The organism is Phaeodactylibacter xiamenensis, assembly GCF_000759025.1.
GTDB lineage: Bacteria > Bacteroidota > Bacteroidia > Chitinophagales > Saprospiraceae > Phaeodactylibacter > Phaeodactylibacter xiamenensis.
On sequence record NZ_JPOS01000020.1, the window covers coordinates 112050 to 127973 of the forward strand.

Sequence of the window (15924 nt, forward strand, 5' to 3'; positions counted from 1 at the left end):
ATAGTGGCCTTTCCCTAAAGATAAAGTTACCTTGGGAAAAGCCACTATTTTTTGGCCTAAATGCCTATTAATTTGGTAGGATAATAAGCTGCGCTAAGCTTATTCTTCGCTTTTAGCCTCTTCGAGGTCCAAAGGCTTACGAGGCAGCAGTTCATCGCGCATGGCCGTGTGCATTACAAAGGAAGCAATGATAGTAGCGGCTTGCTTGAGGTCGTCTTCCACCAGGTGGTCCAGATTATCCATATTACTGTGGTGGGTGCGAGTGAAGTACGCCATGGGATCCTGAATAAACTGGAAACCCGGAATGCCTACGGCATCAAATGCCAGGTGATCGGTACCACCGGTATTGGATAGCGTGAGAGTGCCTGCTTCAAGGTCCTTGAAAGGCTCCAGCCAGGAACGGAAGATAGGGCTAACGGCCTGATTGCCCTGCAGATAAACGCCGCGGATCTTGCCGGTGCCATTGTCAAGATTGTAGTAAGCAGATACTTTTTCCTGAGCCGGTTTGATCGACTGCGGATTGTAGGTGCCTTCCGGAAATTCCGCATAATGCTCGCCCACATAGCCCCGGCTGCCGTACAGTCCCTGCTCCTCGCCGGTCCATAGTGCCAGGCGCAGCGTACGGCGGGGCTTAACGCCGGTTTCTTTGATGACTTCCTGCAGGATGCGTGCGGCTTCCATCATAACCGTGGAGCCTGCGCCGTTATCCGTAGCGCCGGTGGCCGCATGCCAGCTGTCGAAGTGGGCACCAAAAATGACCACTTCGTCCTTGAGGTCTGTACCGGGGATCTCGGCAATGATATTGCGCTCCATGCCATCGTCCGGGTTGTAATAGCGGGCCTTCAGGTCGAGGCTGAGCTTCACAGGGATACCTTGCTGCAACAGTCGGAAAATGCGGTTGTAGTGCTCCACGGCCAGTGTGATCTGAGGGACAACCTTAGTGCCTTCCTCCCGGTAGCTGCCCCACTCGCCGGTGCGCGCACCCGATACGAACACCGTACCCAGATCGCCTTTGTAGCTGCGGTCAAGCACTGCGATCGGGTCTTCTTCTGCCAGGGTTTCCCACAGGTATTTGTTGAAGGAAAATCCGCCAGTCGTGTTGTAGTTCCGGCGCGGGCGCGGGGTCGGCATATCGGCATTGGCCATATCGAGCAGGTCATCGCTTTCGTACCGGCGGGCCGGCGCATCAAACCACTCCTCAATGGAGCGCAGCGTATCCACCAGCACAATTTTGCCCTTCAGCTTGCCTTTGTAGGCATCAAGTTCTTCCTTAGTGTTGGCTTCCAGGTAGATGACCTCGGCTTCATCGGCTTTAACAGAAGGCGACCAGGCTTTGGGTACACCAATAACGGACCAGTAGGTTGGGGTGTGGGCATGCATCTCAAAGTGCTGTAGTTCCCAGCTGCGGCCAAAGGGGCCCCATTCTTCAGTGTGCACATTTTCCAGGCCCCATTCTTCCAGCTGACTGACAGCCCATTCAGTTGCTTTTTCCAGCATGGGAGAACCAGTCAGGCGTGGGCCGTAGACATCCATCATCAGCTGGGCAGTCTTCATGGCCTGGCTTTGATCGAGGCCGTGCTTGCGGATGGCCTCTACGAGCTCTTCATTGACCGGTTCCTGTGCCCAAAGCCCAGATGTTAGTATCAGGCAGGATAAAATAAATAACAGTTTTTTCATACGAGTATTTCATTTTTGATGTTCAAACAATCGTCGCTAAGTTAATAAATGCGAGGGGGCTATTCCTGCGAATTTTGGTCAGCAGCCCGCCTGAGCATTGGCTGAAAAGCTGTACCTTTCGGAAAAACAGCACTATGCAGGCGCGTTTGCTCCATATTGATACTGCCCTTCTTAGCCAGCATGTCCTCGTCCGCCGCTTTCAGGAAGGGGATGGGGCTACGCTTTACGAACTGGTGGAGGATAATTACAGCTTGCTGTACGATGCTTTCCCAAGGACACTACGGGAAATCAGTGACCCTGAGCATGCTGAGTTTTTTGTACGGCGCAGGCTGTCGGACTGGCATCTGCAGAAAGGCTATTGCTTTGGCATTTGGCACAACCAAACCACTGAGCTGATTGGGCTGGTCCGCCTGTTTCATATCGATTGGGAAACACCAAAGGGGGAAGTCGGCTATTTTATTGACCGGGAATACATGGGGCAGGGGCTGATGACCGAGGCGCTGCGGATCGTGCAGCAGTTCGCTTTCAGGCAATTGGTACTGGAAAAGCTGCTGTTGCGTACGGCTATGGAAAATGTAGCGAGCCAGCGGCTGGCACGAAAGTGTGGCTTTCGCCGGGAGGGAGACCTTCGGGGTGACTTCCGAAAGCTCAGTGGTGAGCTGATCGATACTATGCTCTTCGGGCTGACCCGTTCTGAATATTTAGGCATCTAATCACGGTTGCAATTACCAATTATTACCAAAAAAACAACCCCAAATGCCCATTTTCACACCCACTCTGGCCGCTGAGGCTGTCCTTTTTGCGATTAATTCGGCCATCAAACTCAGCCGTAATGTGCAGCGGGCTTACGCACAAAGCCTGCAGGGGCGTATTCTGGTCCTTCCACTGCCCGATTTTGATACAAATATCGACCTGGCTACCATGATCGCCTACTTCGAATGGTCGCCGGAGCTCCTGGACAATTTTGATGACCTCAAACGCCTGCACCAGCAGGCGATGCAGGACTTACAGCTCCCGGGACAAGACCTAAAGCGTTACCGGCAGTACTATCTGGGCTTCAAACAGGTAGGCGAAGGCAAGGTACTGGAGTTGCAGTCGCAGGACCTGTGGAACCTTTTTCGGGTCCGGCAGTGGCAGGAGGGCTACCTGGAACGCGACAGTGCGCTGAAGCTCGTGGTTGGCAGCCTGGTGGAAATTGGGATTGACTATTTTCTGGATGTGCCCGGCGCATTGAATCAGCACTCTTCCAAAGGGCGCATTCTCCGCCACTTCCTTAGCGCGTTTGATGATATCCAATTTGCGGAAGGGCAGCCTTTGTACGAGCAGTTCAATGCCATGTTGCTGCCCCGGCTTTTTGCCGCTGCTGCGGAAACGGTCGGCGAGCTGGCACCTGAAGTCAGTGAGGATGAGAAAGTGCAGCTGTTCATTCGCACCACCACCCGGCATATTGCTGAGGATCTTTATCAACGCTCGGTCGAACTGAGCTTTGAGGATCAGGAAGCGCTCATCAACTGGGGTCAGCTGCTGCTGCGTAGTAGTATCCGGCATGCAGGGGAATTCGTAGCGGCCAATCCGGAATTACTGTTCAACACCAACTACCCGAGTAGCCGGATCATTGAGCGGAGCACGGGTGTTCTGTTGCGTGCTATCCTTGATGACGATCCGGGCCGGGTGAGCCTGCGGGAAGCACTAAGCGTAAAAACGCTCGATGAGCTGGTACAGGTGACGCTGCAGGTAGTTGCTGCCCATCCGAGTCTGATTAGCGGGGAGCGTAAACTGGAAGACCTAATTGCTCAAACCGTTCTTGCCCTACAGGAGACGAACCTAAATCAACCCGGTCTTTTGCCGGAGATCCTCCGCATCATATTAGAGCAGTCCGCCGGGCATTTGCCTGCACTTTGGCCCACAGTTGAAGGCACTGCTAAGCACCTGTTGGTCAGTGCCCTTCGTCAGATCCTCACGGTGATTGCCGGGAATGCGAAGCAAAACGGCTGGGAGACCGCGCTCACCCGTTCAGATTGGCGGGATCTTCTGGAATTCCTGCTGGCAGAAGTAGTAGCTAATCCGGCCTGGATCAATGAAGAGGTAAGGGGTCGCCCTGTCCTTGCAGAAGTGGTGGATGTGGTTTTTCGCGCACTACGGCATTTGCCGGAAGGCGAACGCTTGTCTCCTGACGTCTTGCACTACATCATTCGTCTTAGCCTGCGCACTGCCCTGACTAGCGAATCCGTCCTTGATACCCTGCCCTGGAGTACAGACGAGCGGGAAACCATCATCCTTGAGCAGGCGCTACAGCTCATTTTCGTGGTCGCTTATGATAAGAAAACCCCAAAGCTCAGCCGCCTGGAACTGCTGGAAGAACTGCTGGAATACGTACTCGAAACCATCATCGCAGAACACCCCAATCGTGCTGGTCTGGTCCTCACAGAGCTGGTCTTATTTGAAAGTGGTATAGTCTACGCCCAAGGCTTCAATGCTGACCTTGCCGATGACCTGATCGATGCGGCTCTTTTGGCCTTCGCGAACTATCCCGAGCTGGTCACGCAAAATGAAGGGATGCAGCATTTGGTCCGCAGCCTGGCCCGCGCGGTGGACAGTGCCGGTTTGCGGCAACCGGGGTTGCTGCCTTTTCTGCTACGGCTGGTCCTGGAAAAAACGGGCGAACATGCGCATGTCCTCATCGATGCCGATACCGGAAGCCCCCGTCACTTATTAGTCCTGGCTACCCGGGAAATATTAGCTGCACTGACCCGCCGGGAGGACCGGGAAGGGCGTTGGCGGCCGGGGCTGAGCCCGGATCAGGGGCTCTACATTCTGGAGTTACTGCTGGAAGAAGTCGTGCGCTATCCTGACTGGATCACCAAAGCAACGGAGGAAGATACGGTACTGCGGGCCGTACTGGATACCGTATTTGATGTACTGGAAACGGTGCCGACTGGTAGCCGGTTGTCAACGGGGACACTGGAAATGGTTATTCAGGGCAGCCTGTATGCGGCGGTTCGGAGCCCAAAGGTACTGAGTGCACTACGTTTTGCTACCGATAGCTTGGAGCGCAGCATTCTGGAGCATGCGCTGCGCATGGTGTTCAGCTTCACCTTCCCCACCAAAAAAGATACGCCTGCTCACCGCCTGCACCTTTTGGAAGAAATCTTATCCTACATACTGGACGGTTTACTGTTGCGCTATCCAAACGAACGCGGCCTCATTCTGATCGATCTGGTACTATTTGGCCAGAACGGCATCAATTTCAATGAAGGGTTTGATGAGGCACAAGCCGAACAGCTGGTGGAGTCCGCGCTCATGGCGCTGGATCAGTATCCGGAACTCGTTGGCCGGGACCGGGTCTTACAGTTGCTGGTATCCGATGTTGCTGGTGCCCTGCTCGACAGTGGGATAGGGCAGCCTGCCCTGTTGCCGGAGCTGCTGCGGCTGACCATTGAAAGTACTGCCCACCACCTTCACCTGGTACTGGATTTGGATGAAGAAGAGCCGGTCAACCTGCTCGTCATCGCCCTGGAGCAAACCCTCAAAGCTATTGCGGAGCCGCCCCGTTCGGGCCGCTGGAAGCCCCATCTGAGCCGGGAGCAAATCCTGGATATGCTGGAGGTGGTTTATGAAGCCTTACAGGACCACCCTCAATGGGTAGGGCAGGAGCCTTTGATTTACGATATGCTGGAAGCGTTGTTCCGTGCCCTGGAAGCGGTTCCGCCCCGTCAGCCTTTGCCTTATTTGATGGTGCGCATGTTACTGCAGGCGCTTTTGGAAGCTGCCCGGCGGGACTGGCGCTTTATGGTGAAAGCACAAGCCACAGAGTACGGGCACTATCACATTTTAATGCGCTTTGCGCTGGAAGACCTTTTCATTTTACTGTACGATTCGGAACAGAACGAAGCAACACGCTGGCACTTGTCGCAGCGACCGGTCATTGAAGCCTTGTTGGAGTACTTCCTGTTACTGGTCTCAGCAGAAGGGGGGGATTTGGAAGCCGTAGCTCGAGCTAAAGCCCGTTTAGAGGAAGTGATCGCCATCTGGCAGCAAGACTTCCGCCGGACTTTGGAGGAAGTGCTGGAGCAGTTGGGGGCGTAAAGTTGGCCTTCGCGCCCTTTGTATGGGCTTCTGAGGGTTGTTTTTCACGCAGAGGTCGCGAAGGGGCTCGCAAAGATCGGAAAGTTGGGGGCTGGGCTTAGTGCCCTTAGCGTTTGCCTTTGTGTCCTTTGCGTGAACTTCTCCTATGAACTCCCTACCCCCCAATCGTAGACATCGACTCCTGTACCGGTAAACCAAACGACCGGTTGCGCTCTGCCTCCCAGCCATCTTTGGCGCGGTTGCCCAGAGCCTCCCGGAAGGTGGACTTGAGTTGCGCATCCGTAGCACCCTGTCGCATAATATCCCGGATGTTGAAAACGCCATCGTCGTAGAGGCAGGTTTTGAGCATGCCCTTCGGGGTGATGCGGATCCGGTTGCAAGTGCCGCAGAACGTCCGGCTATAGGCGGCGATAATGCCCACTGAGCCTTTGTGCCCGGGGATTTGGTAGTTGTAGGAAGTGGAGTAGGGCGGGTCCGGCAGCTTCTCCATATCAGGAAAGCTGGCCTGAAGGTGCTTCAGAATTTGGCGGTGGTTCCAGGCCAGGGTCTCGTAGTGGGCGCCTTCCCCGTTGAAGGGCATTTCCTCGATAAAGCGAACGCTGACCGGATCTTTTTGGGTAAGCATGGCCATTGGGATGATATCCTCAATATTTTTGCCATCCATGACCACCGCGTTGATTTTGGTGGGCATGTTGTGTTCCAGCAAGGCCCGGTAGGTAGCCATCACTTTATCGTAGGCATCGCGCCGGGTAATTTCAAAAAAGCGGTCTTTGTCCAGCGCATCAAGGCTGAGGTTGACGGAGTTGATGCCAATGGATTTAAGTTCCGGTACCAGGTCCTCGGTCAGCGTACCGTTGGTGGTGATATTCACTTTTTTGATGCCCTCAATAGCACAGAGCTGCCGCAGGAAGTAGATCATGTCGCGGCGCACAAAGGGTTCTCCACCGGTAATTCGCACCTTTTCAATGCCCATGTCCGCAAGCAGGTGCATGAGGCGCAGCATCTCTTCGTAAGACAGAAGGGCTTCCTTGGAAACGTATTTGATGCCCTCCTCCGGCATACAGTAAAAGCAACGGAGGTTGCAGCGGTCCGTAACGGCCAGGCGCACGTAGTTGATGTGGCGTCCGTGGTTGTCGTAGAGTTTGGTTAAGGCCATTGGAGTAAATGGATTGCGTTTGAAAAATCAGGCAGCACAGCGCAGCCCTTTCGTTTCGCTTTTGCGGACCGGGGTACTTATGCTTTGGCAAAGCCGGTATGAGCTCTTCTATATGGCGCATAGAAAGCGAGGACAATGTCTTCTTTGGGTATCCCGATCTCCATAAGCTCATTAGCGATGCCTACTTCAGTTCGGTCTTCTTGAATCCAGACTTTATTGTTTTTAATATCGATATGGACTACGCAGTGGTGTGTGCGCTCCAGTTCTTTCCAGCCAACCCGAAGTAACTGAAAATGTAAGTTATCTCGATCAATAATGACTTGGTTCTCATATTCCACCCAGTCGCCAATGGGACGAAAAGCCTCATGCTGCTGTAAGACTTGTATGATCTTTTCCGTGTAGGAATCTATTTTACCCATAAGTCTATGCTTTTTGTCTTGACATTAACAACCAAAATTTTTAAACCTAGTTCCGAAATAGCGTCTTTTACCATCTCTTGGTCTTGAAAAAATGATTGATACACATCAGATGTTATAGCTAAAAAAGTGTTCTCAACTCTTGGTTACGCTTTAATGCCATTTTATAAATTACAAACTGCCCGATAGCCTGGTGAAAATCATATACCCTTGATGTACCAAGAAAGCTCTTAATCTCCACTGCTATTTTTTCAGTGCCTTTTTCAGCTGCTATAGTTCTCCAAGGCAGGATTTGTGCAAAGTTGACGCAGGTATTTTTTTCGCTCGCAAGGCGAAAAACGCAGGCATCCGTACGGACGGCGAGGCTTTTCAACGCAGCGAGCGGAAAAAAGAGCAAGTCAAAATGCATTAATCTCGCCTTGGAGAACTATAACATTCTTTCAGCCCCTAAATCTACCTCTACAGCGCTTACACCATACGTTAAAATCAGAGGGTCGTGGGTAATTGTCCAGCCATCCCCCTTCAGAGCGGTTACCACTATATCATGATAGATATCCCTTGCCATAACATTTGTTTTATTTACTCATGCATCCGAATCTGTACCGCCACCCACTTCGATTCCGGTGTTTTGCTGCCTTTTGCGTAAGCATCGATGGGGACCAGCACATTGGCTTCCGGGAAGTAAGTGGCTATACAACGGCGGGGAATATCGTAGGGGACAACAATAAACTTCCGGGCGGTGCGTACCTGTCCTTTGTATTGGCCGATCAGGTCAACGACCTGCCCGCTTTTCAGCCCCGCCTGTACAATATCCTCCTGATTCATCATAACCACCCGGCGCTCATTGTAGATGCCGCGGTAGCGGTCGTTCAGCCCGTAAATCGTGGTGTTGAACTGATCGTGGCTGCGCACCGTCATCATGATAAATTCCCCATCACCAACCTGCTTGTTGGGGACCGCTGTTACTGAAAAAATAGCTTTGCCGGAAGGCGTATTGAATTTCTGCTCCCGGGCTCCGTTTGGCAGATAGAACCCTCCTGGCTCGCGCACTCTTTGATTGTAATCTTCAAACCCGGGTACCACTTGTTCAATAGCGTCCCGGATGTGGTCATAGTTTTGGATCATTTTGTCCCAGTCTACCTTACTGTCTGCACCAAGGGTGGCTTTGGCTACCCCCGCAATAATGGCAGGCTCACTCTTCAGCTTATCAGATGGAGGAGTCAGGACGCCCTGAGAGGTATGTACCACGCCCATTGAGTTTTCTACACTGACAAACTGTTGTCCGCCTTCCTGCATATCCTGATCTGTGCGGCCCAGGCAGGGGAGAATGAGTGCACGCTTGCCATGAATCAGGTGGCTACGGTTGAGTTTGGTCGAAACCTGAACGGTCAGGTTGCATCGTTGCAGCGCTTCGGCAGTGTATTCGGTATCCGGGGTAGCGGAGAGGAAATTGCCTCCCAGGGCAAAGAAGACAGATGCCTCCCCCTCATGCATCGCTTTAATAGCGTCCACTACGGCAAAGCCATGTTTGCGGGGCGGCTCGAACCCAAACGTTTCCTTCAGCTTATCGAGGAAAGCAGGTTTCGGGGCTTCCCAGATACCTACCGTGCGATCGCCTTGTACATTGCTATGCCCTCTTACCGGACAGGTCCCTGCTCCCGGCTTGCCAATACTACCCTTTAACAGGAGCAAATTGACCACCTCCCTGATATTGTCTACACCATTTTCATGTTGCGTCAGCCCCATCGCCCAGCAGATGATAATCTTTTTGGATTTTTTCAGCATCTGCGCGGCTTCCTTGATCTGTTCCCGGGAAACTCCGGAAGCTTTCACAAGGTCCTCAAAGTCGTGTTGTTTCAGGGATTCGATAAAGGCTTCATACCCATCTGTCTTCTCTTGTATGAAGTCCCAGTCAAAAACGGTCCCTGGGTTTTTCCGTTCCTCATGCAAAAGCTGAAGCATAATCGCTTTCAGCAGCGCGATATCGCCATTGATCTTTACCTGAAGGAAGAGGTCGGTTAGCTTAGTGCCGCCCGTGAGCATTTTCCCTGGGCGCTGCGGATTAATAAATTTCTGAAGCCCGGCTTCGGGCAAGGGGTTTACAGTGATGATCTTGCCTCCATTTTCCTTGCACCGCTCGAGGGCCGAAAGCATTCGTGGGTGGTTGGTGCCAGGATTTTGACCGATTACCATGACCACTTCGGCCTCATACAGGTCAGTCAGCGTTACAGAACCTTTGCCAATGCCGACGGTTTGTGATAGCCCCTGCCCGCTTGATTCATGGCACATGTTGGAACAATCTGGCAGGTTGTTGGTGCCGTATTCCCTCACGAAGAGCTGATAGAGGAAAGCGGCTTCGTTGCTTGCCCGGCCGGAAGTATAAAAAACAGCCCGGTCAGGAGTGTCCAAGCCGCGCAATTCTTCACCGATCATCTTGAAGGCTTCTTCCCAACTGATGGGTTCGTAGTGCGTACTGCCTTCCCGAAGCACCAAGGGTTCTGATAAGCGGCCTTTCTTCCCGATTTCGTAGTCGCTCCACTCACGCATTTCTGCAATGGAGTTATGGGCGAAAAATACCCGGTCAATTGTTTTCTTTTGAGCTTCTTCAGCAATCGCCTTCATCCCGTTTTCACAGTATTCGCCCAGTTTGGACCGTTCGTCATCGGGGTCGGGCCAAGCGCATCCCGGACAATCGAAGCCGCCCTTTTGATTGAGCTTGAACATCGTTTTGAAGGCCTTGCCCGGAGCCATATACTTAGAGGCATGGCCAAGAGCGGTAGTCACTCCTTTAACGCCTGCAGCCTTATCTTGTATTTTGCCCACCTTCAATCCTGTAAAGGTTTCGGGAGGTTGTGCTCCGGATACCCGGCGGCTATCCATTACCACTATATTATGCCCTTTTTCTTCTACGGAGGTATTATTTTTCTTTTCCATGGTCAATTCAGTCAGTTCTTTCCAAACAAATATTAAAAAGAGAGTATTTGAGCTTAATAATGTTTCGAGATGATGCAAAAATAGATGGAATCATTTCGAAGTTGTGACTCTATTTTATCAAAACATCCCAGCGTTTTGATAAAATAATGATATTTTAAAATTTGGCAAGGTGTTTTTTTTGCAAGTATAAATTTTGTAAAAAACTATTTTTATTGCAATAGTCCGGGGCGATTTTAGCATTTTTCAAAAACTGACAATCAGCACTTTATGAGGATGAAATGGCAAGTGAGATCAAATAAATGTATGTCTGGGGTGAATTCAGACATACATTTAATAAAAGAAACACTTCATTACTACTATGTCATTTTTATAAAATACTCATTGTCAACTATTTAATTTTTGTCTGCTACTGCAATTTCTTGTAATTGACATTCTGGTGTCAGAATCACCCCGGAGTATTGTTTATTGAACACCGTTATAAAAAACTAAAAGGTATGGCACTTTTTTCCTTTTTGGACCGGGAGCACTCGGTTGCTAAGCCTGGCTATAACCGTTGGCTGGCGCCACCGGCTGCATTGGCGATACATTTATGCATTGGGCAGATTTATGCCTATAGTGTATTTAACAAACCCATGACCCGGATTATCGGTATTACAGAGTCAGGTCCGCAAGACTGGGAGTTGACGACCCTGGGGTGGATTTTTTCTATTGCCTTATTTACTCTAGGGGCATCAGCAGCTATTTTCGGCAAATGGCTCGAACGTGTAGGTCCCAGAATGGCTATGTTTGCCTCCGCGCTCTGTTTTTCCGGAGGTTTCTTTATTGCCGCACTGGGCATTCACTTCCATCAAATATGGTTGGTGTACCTTGGTCATGGAGTCGTGGGGGGTATAGGTCTTGGATTGGGCTATATTTCACCAGTTTCCACACTCATTAAATGGTTTCCGGACCGGCCGGGTATGGCTACGGGTATGGCCATCATGGGGTTTGGTGGTGGCGCAATGATAGCTTCCCCTATGTCGGTGGCCTTGATGGATACGTTCAAATCAGCGACATCCACAGGGGTCGCCCAAACCTTTCTGGTAATGGGAGCTTTGTATTTTCTGTTTATGATGTTTGGTGTATTTACCGTACGTGTCCCACGAAAAGGCTGGAAACCTGAAGGATGGGTGCCTAAGGCTGCAAGTAAGCGTCACTTTGTTGCCAAAGGGCATGTGGATGCCGATGTGGCTATCCGGACACCACAATTCTATCTGCTCTTTGCCGTATTGATGTTGAACGTTACTGCCGGGATTGGCGTACTGGGACAGGCTTCCGTTATGATTCAGGAGATGTTCTCTGCGGCTTCAGTAGGGGAGAAAGCGGCAGTAAGTGCTGCAGCTGCCGGCGGTTTTGTAGGGCTTTTGAGCCTTTTCAATATGGCGGGGCGGTTCTTTTGGTCCTCATTATCTGATCGTATTGGGCGAAAGAATACCTATAACGTCTTTTTCCTGCTGGGCGCTGTATTGTACTTTGCTATTCCGACCATCGGTAATATGGGAAGTATTGTAATGTTTGTCTTTTGTTTTGGTATTATTATGAGTATGTACGGAGGCGGCTTTGCGACCATCCCGGCTTATTTAAGGGATATGTTTGGAACGATGCAGGTAGGTGCCATCCACGGGCGGTTGCTGTTAGCATGGTCTGCCGCTGCCATCCTCGGGCCGGTTTTGGTAAACTATATCCGGGCATACCAAATCGAAACCCTGCAATTGCCTGCGGCACAAGCCTACTCCATTACGATGTACATTATGGCTGGGCTGCTTATTGTGGGCTTCATCTGCAATATGATGGTTAAAGCTGTTGATGATAAATATATGATGATAATAGAGGAGGGGCAGGCAGGGTCTGGTGCAACGGAAGAAAATAAAACGGAGGCTCCTTCCGGGGTAAATTAAATCCTGCTAACAGGGTTGTTATAAGATTATTAATTGTTTAATTTTAGATTTATGGAAAAGAATCAAAAAGGACTGACTCCTCAGGTGGCAATGGCTTGGCTCTTTGTTGGGTTGCCCTTGATATGGGGCGTCTCACAAACGATCATAAAGTCGTTTGCCTTATTCAATTAATACCAGGAAAAAAGAAGGGAAGGTGCTTGCGGGACCTCCCCTTCTTCTCCTAATTCCCGAAACTCATGCCTCATCGTGTAGAACAGTATTTCCAGCAGTTAAGCAATAGTTTGCAACAGGCTTTTCATATCTATCAACAGCAGTTGCAGCAGCTCGTACAGCAAGGGAAACTTTCTGAAGAAGAGGCAAATAGCATGGCCCAATCTTATGTGGCCCAATTGGAAAATGAGGCTGTGCCCGTGGAATGGACGGGCAGGTCCGTTGAACTTGACCGTGACTGGCTTCGGGAGGCTAGAACAGTGGTCAAAGAGGTACTATGGAAATATGAACTTTATGCGGGCGAGGCTACTAATGATCAGAGAGCTCAGTTAATGGCCGTCTCCTTTCATCGGCGGTGCCGCCAAATCCAAAAGGAAGTGAATGAGGCTTTTGCTTTCGCCCGTCAGCGCTTTGAGCAGGAGGGGCGTATTCAGCTTAAGCTAGGTGAGCCACTCCGTATGACCGCCATCAACCAAATTACCCACGAGCGTCTAAAAGTCAAAATCCCGAAGTGGTACCTCGGACGGCGCATGGTGCAATATAGTACTGAAATTGTCGATCAAATCAGTAAGCGGACTCAATGTAAAGCCACGATTTTTCAGCGTATCCCTCAGGGCTTTTTACGTATAGCTACAAATATTGAAACCCTGGAAGGTGATCGGGCGGTAGGAACATTCATCCCTAATGAATCCCCGGTTATACAGTCTATTTTAAAAGGAAAAGCATACCGGGGCAGTGCTTTTGTGCTAAATAACTGGTACGCTTCCGTTTATGAGCCTTTTGAAGTAGATGGGAAGATCGAAGGGGTCTTGTATATCGGGATCAAGGAGGAACTGGGGCAGGCTGAGCAGTATTACCTCGATCAGCCAAAAATCAAAGCTGTTTTGGACAGCCTTTTTGATTGGCACAGTAATACGGACACCAAAAATGATGCTCCGCTTGGTAAAATCATTGATTATTTCACCCGCCGGGAACAACAAAGTGCATTGAGTGCTCACCCGCTCCTGGAGATGGGGCTCAAGGAAATGGCGGTGCTTTTGATGCAGGAAAAAGAACGGCGGGAACTTCAGGATCAGGAGCGTGAAGCACAGCAGGTGCAGCTCTTGCGAAACTACGTTCAGCAAAACATGGCTAATGACATCTCCGTTGAAGCGCTTGCCCGTTTAGCATGCATGAGTCAGGCTTCTCTTTATCGCTACTTTCGTGATTTCCTGGGGCTCACTCCCGTGGAGTTTGTTAACAAGGAACGTCTTAAACAAGCGGCAAGGTTACTGGAGGAGGATCCCAATGCCAGCGTACAAAGCATCTGCCTGGATACGGGGTTCAAAAACTGTTCTTACTTTATAAAGCTTTTCAGAAAACAGTATGGGCTGACCCCTAAGCAGTACCGGGCCGCATTGCAGGCCGTAGCGTAGTTGATTACAGCTTTACCCTTTCCTGCCCGCAGTATACATTAAACCGCTTTCCTCTTAGAAATCCAATTAGCGTCATACCATGGGATTCTGCCAGCTCTACGGCAAGGCTGGACGGTGCGCCGACTGCCGCCAACAGAGGTACACCTGCCATTGCTGCTTTTTGCACCAGCTCAAAACTAAGCCTGCCACTAACCATTATCGCCTGATTCCGCATAGGAAACTGGCCGAAACGCAGCGTTTGCCCTATGAGTTTATCCATTGCATTGTGGCGGCCAACATCTTCCTGAAGAAAAAGCAACTTGCCGTTCTCATCAAAAGAAGCCGCCGCATGGATCCCCCCGGTTTGATCAAACAGATTTTGTTTGCCGGACATCTGCTGTTGAAAGCTCAGGATTTGTGAAAGGCTGAATACAGGAAAGCCTTGTTGAGGGTAATATAAATTTACTGTGCGGAGCATTTCAATGGAAGCTTTGCCACATACACCGCAGCTGGATGAAGTGTAAAAATGACGATTGAGCTGCTCAAAATCCACAGGGGTATCGGGTGACAATTCAACCAACAGTATATTCTCCGCAGATTCAGGAGAGAGGGCCTGCCCAACATGACGAATGCCAGTCACCTCCGTTGCCCGACCAATAATACCTTCAGTAAACAGAAAGCCAAGAGCGAGTACCTCATCCTGACCGGGCGTCCGCATGGTAATAGCCAGGCTACGGTGCTCACGTTGTCCGGCAGGTCCAAAAGCCAGCTTAATTTCCAGCGGTTCTTCACAGGCTATGGCATCTGCTTTTTTTTCCTGATTTCCGTTGCGAATATGGAGGACAATTTTCGATTTGATACCGGTAGCAAGCTGCATAGGCAGGTGTTTTTTAGAAAAACACCAGAGATAGATAGGGGTTCAGCTATTTATCAGGCATCAAATGTATACATACACTACAAAGCCCTGCTACGGCAGGAAATCACCCGTCTGATTCAAAACGGATAGCATCAGCTGCCTCACCGTCGCTGGTGCTTTTCTTTTTTTGGAAACCCTGCCGACTTTACCATACAGTCTGCTCTGTAATTGCCTCCATTTTCATTACATTTAGACGGCAACAACGTCCTTTAACTAAAATCTATATTATGCAGCATTGGACGAAAGCCCCGCTGCTCGCCCTGGTCTTGGGGCTGGCTGCATGGAGCTCTTTACAGGCCCAGGCCCCCGAAGCAGGCGCGGCTTCTTCAACAACCATTCCCGGGACTACGGTAGCAGTGGAAACGGTCTATTTACCTGGCGGGACCTTCGAGTGGCAGAGGGGCGAGGTAATTCAAACGGCAGAAATTGATCCCTTTTGGATAGGCACCTATGAAGTCACGCACGACTTGTTCAGTCTTTTCCAGCACCGGGAAGAAGACACTGATGAGAGCAATTGGGAAGGCGGTGGTTTTGAGGCAGATGCGGTAAGCCGCCCAACTCCGCCCTATATCGATGTAACGTTTGGCATGGGGCATGAGCCCCGCCATCCCGCCGTGAATATGACGCAGCAGGCTGCACTGCTCTTTTGCGGCTGGCTGTACCAAAAAACCGGGGAGTTCTACCGGCTGCCCACCGAGGCGGAGTGGGCCTATGCGTGCCAGCTGAGCACCAAAGAAATGGGAGAATTAGATGCTCACGCCTGGCATTATGGCAACAGTGAAGAGACCTACCATGAAGCTGGTGAAAAAGCACCCACCTGGCTGGGCATTTACGACCTTTTAGGCAACGTTGCCGAGTGGACCCTCGATGCCTACACCGAACCGGAGACTGCCGGGGAGGAAGTACTCGATAACCCATGGGCGGTGCCGGAGCAACGTTACGGGCGGGTCGTCAAGGGCGGCTCTTTTGATTCGGATGCCGAAGACTGCACCTGTATGGCCCGCGAGAAGTCCTCCATCCGCTGGCAGCAACGCGACCCGCAGATACCCAAAAGCCTTTGGTGGAATACCGACTCGCCCTTTGTAGGCTTTCGGTTGGTGAAGCCGGCAAAGCAGGCAAGTCCGGAAGAAGTAGAGGCTTTTTTCGGAAAAGCGATCAAGTGGTAACATCTATTTTTCTCCGTCACTAAAATACCTAA

Annotated in this window: 11 protein-coding genes and 1 pseudogene; 6 read left to right on the plus strand and 6 right to left on the minus strand. The window is 50.8% G+C overall.

Annotated elements, in window-relative coordinates:
• Positions 1-99 precede the first annotated feature (99 nt).
• Positions 100-1677: a M28 family peptidase gene (locus IX84_RS09615; protein WP_044219405.1), complete on the minus strand. Its 1578-nt coding sequence runs from the start codon at positions 1675-1677 to the stop codon at positions 100-102.
• Positions 1678-1811: 134 nt separating this feature from the next.
• Here IX84_RS09615 and IX84_RS09620 point away from each other — a divergent pair, with 134 nt between their 5' ends.
• Entirely contained in the window at positions 1812-2390 is a 579-nt protein-coding gene (locus IX84_RS09620; RefSeq protein ID WP_044219407.1) for a GNAT family N-acetyltransferase, read from the plus strand.
• 43 nt (positions 2391-2433) lie between these two features.
• Entirely contained in the window at positions 2434-5763 is a 3330-nt protein-coding gene (locus tag IX84_RS09625; protein ID WP_044219410.1) for a hypothetical protein, read from the plus strand.
• A gap of 154 nt (positions 5764-5917) precedes the next feature.
• Here IX84_RS09625 and moaA read toward each other — a convergent pair whose 3' ends face one another.
• The 4 genes and pseudogenes from moaA to IX84_RS09645 form a co-directional block, all read right to left on the minus strand.
• On the minus strand, positions 5918-6919 hold the full coding sequence (gene moaA, locus IX84_RS09630; protein WP_044219414.1) for a GTP 3',8-cyclase MoaA: 1002 nt from the start codon (positions 6917-6919) through the stop codon (positions 5918-5920).
• Between the two features lie 77 nt (positions 6920-6996).
• Positions 6997-7338 (minus strand): XisI protein, encoded by a 342-nt coding sequence (locus tag IX84_RS09635; RefSeq protein WP_044219416.1) that lies wholly within the window; start codon positions 7336-7338, stop codon positions 6997-6999.
• A gap of 118 nt (positions 7339-7456) precedes the next feature.
• Positions 7457-7900, minus strand: a pseudogene (locus IX84_RS34525) (element excision factor XisH family protein).
• A gap of 14 nt (positions 7901-7914) precedes the next feature.
• Positions 7915-10269, minus strand: a complete 2355-nt coding sequence (locus tag IX84_RS09645; RefSeq protein WP_081968684.1) for an FdhF/YdeP family oxidoreductase — start codon at positions 10267-10269, stop codon at positions 7915-7917.
• 494 nt (positions 10270-10763) lie between these two features.
• On the opposite strand from IX84_RS09645, the gene IX84_RS09650 reads away from it, so the two are divergent.
• The 3 genes from IX84_RS09650 to IX84_RS09655 all read left to right on the plus strand — a co-directional run bounded on the left by IX84_RS09650 (position 10764) and on the right by IX84_RS09655 (position 13831).
• Entirely contained in the window at positions 10764-12206 is a 1443-nt protein-coding gene (locus tag IX84_RS09650; RefSeq protein WP_081968685.1) for an OFA family MFS transporter, read from the plus strand.
• 51 nt (positions 12207-12257) lie between these two features.
• Positions 12258-12377, plus strand: coding sequence for an MFS transporter small subunit (locus tag IX84_RS34780; RefSeq protein ID WP_455566665.1), 120 nt, complete (start codon positions 12258-12260; stop codon positions 12375-12377).
• Positions 12378-12442: 65 nt separating this feature from the next.
• Positions 12443-13831 (plus strand): Cache 3/Cache 2 fusion domain-containing protein, encoded by a 1389-nt coding sequence (locus IX84_RS09655; protein ID WP_044219419.1) that lies wholly within the window; start codon positions 12443-12445, stop codon positions 13829-13831.
• Between the two features lie 4 nt (positions 13832-13835).
• Here IX84_RS09655 and fdhD read toward each other — a convergent pair whose 3' ends face one another.
• Positions 13836-14687: a formate dehydrogenase accessory sulfurtransferase FdhD gene (gene fdhD, locus IX84_RS09660; RefSeq protein ID WP_044219422.1), complete on the minus strand. Its 852-nt coding sequence runs from the start codon at positions 14685-14687 to the stop codon at positions 13836-13838.
• 266 nt (positions 14688-14953) lie between these two features.
• Here fdhD and IX84_RS09665 point away from each other — a divergent pair, with 266 nt between their 5' ends.
• Entirely contained in the window at positions 14954-15892 is a 939-nt protein-coding gene (locus IX84_RS09665) for a formylglycine-generating enzyme family protein (protein WP_044219426.1), read from the plus strand.
• Positions 15893-15924 lie beyond the last annotated feature (32 nt).

What these genes read in the sequence shown, in the direction of transcription:
- fdhD (WP_044219422.1), bottom strand. Translation starts at nt 14,687, where the DNA reads ATGCAGCTTGCTACCGGTATCAAATCGAAAATTGTCCTCCATATTCGC.
- IX84_RS09650 (WP_081968685.1), top strand. Translation starts at nt 10,764, where the DNA reads ATGGCACTTTTTTCCTTTTTGGACCGGGAGCACTCGGTTGCTAAGCCT.
- moaA (WP_044219414.1), bottom strand. Translation starts at nt 6,919, where the DNA reads ATGGCCTTAACCAAACTCTACGACAACCACGGACGCCACATCAACTAC.
- IX84_RS09665 (WP_044219426.1), top strand. Translation starts at nt 14,954, where the DNA reads ATGCAGCATTGGACGAAAGCCCCGCTGCTCGCCCTGGTCTTGGGGCTG.
- IX84_RS09645 (WP_081968684.1), bottom strand. Translation starts at nt 10,269, where the DNA reads ATGGAAAAGAAAAATAATACCTCCGTAGAAGAAAAAGGGCATAATATA.
- IX84_RS09635 (WP_044219416.1), bottom strand. Translation starts at nt 7,338, where the DNA reads ATGGGTAAAATAGATTCCTACACGGAAAAGATCATACAAGTCTTACAG.
- IX84_RS09655 (WP_044219419.1), top strand. Translation starts at nt 12,443, where the DNA reads ATGCCTCATCGTGTAGAACAGTATTTCCAGCAGTTAAGCAATAGTTTG.
- IX84_RS09625 (WP_044219410.1), top strand. Translation starts at nt 2,434, where the DNA reads ATGCCCATTTTCACACCCACTCTGGCCGCTGAGGCTGTCCTTTTTGCG.
- IX84_RS34780 (WP_455566665.1), top strand. Translation starts at nt 12,258, where the DNA reads ATGGAAAAGAATCAAAAAGGACTGACTCCTCAGGTGGCAATGGCTTGG.
- IX84_RS09620 (WP_044219407.1), top strand. Translation starts at nt 1,812, where the DNA reads ATGCAGGCGCGTTTGCTCCATATTGATACTGCCCTTCTTAGCCAGCAT.
- IX84_RS09615 (WP_044219405.1), bottom strand. Translation starts at nt 1,677, where the DNA reads ATGAAAAAACTGTTATTTATTTTATCCTGCCTGATACTAACATCTGGG.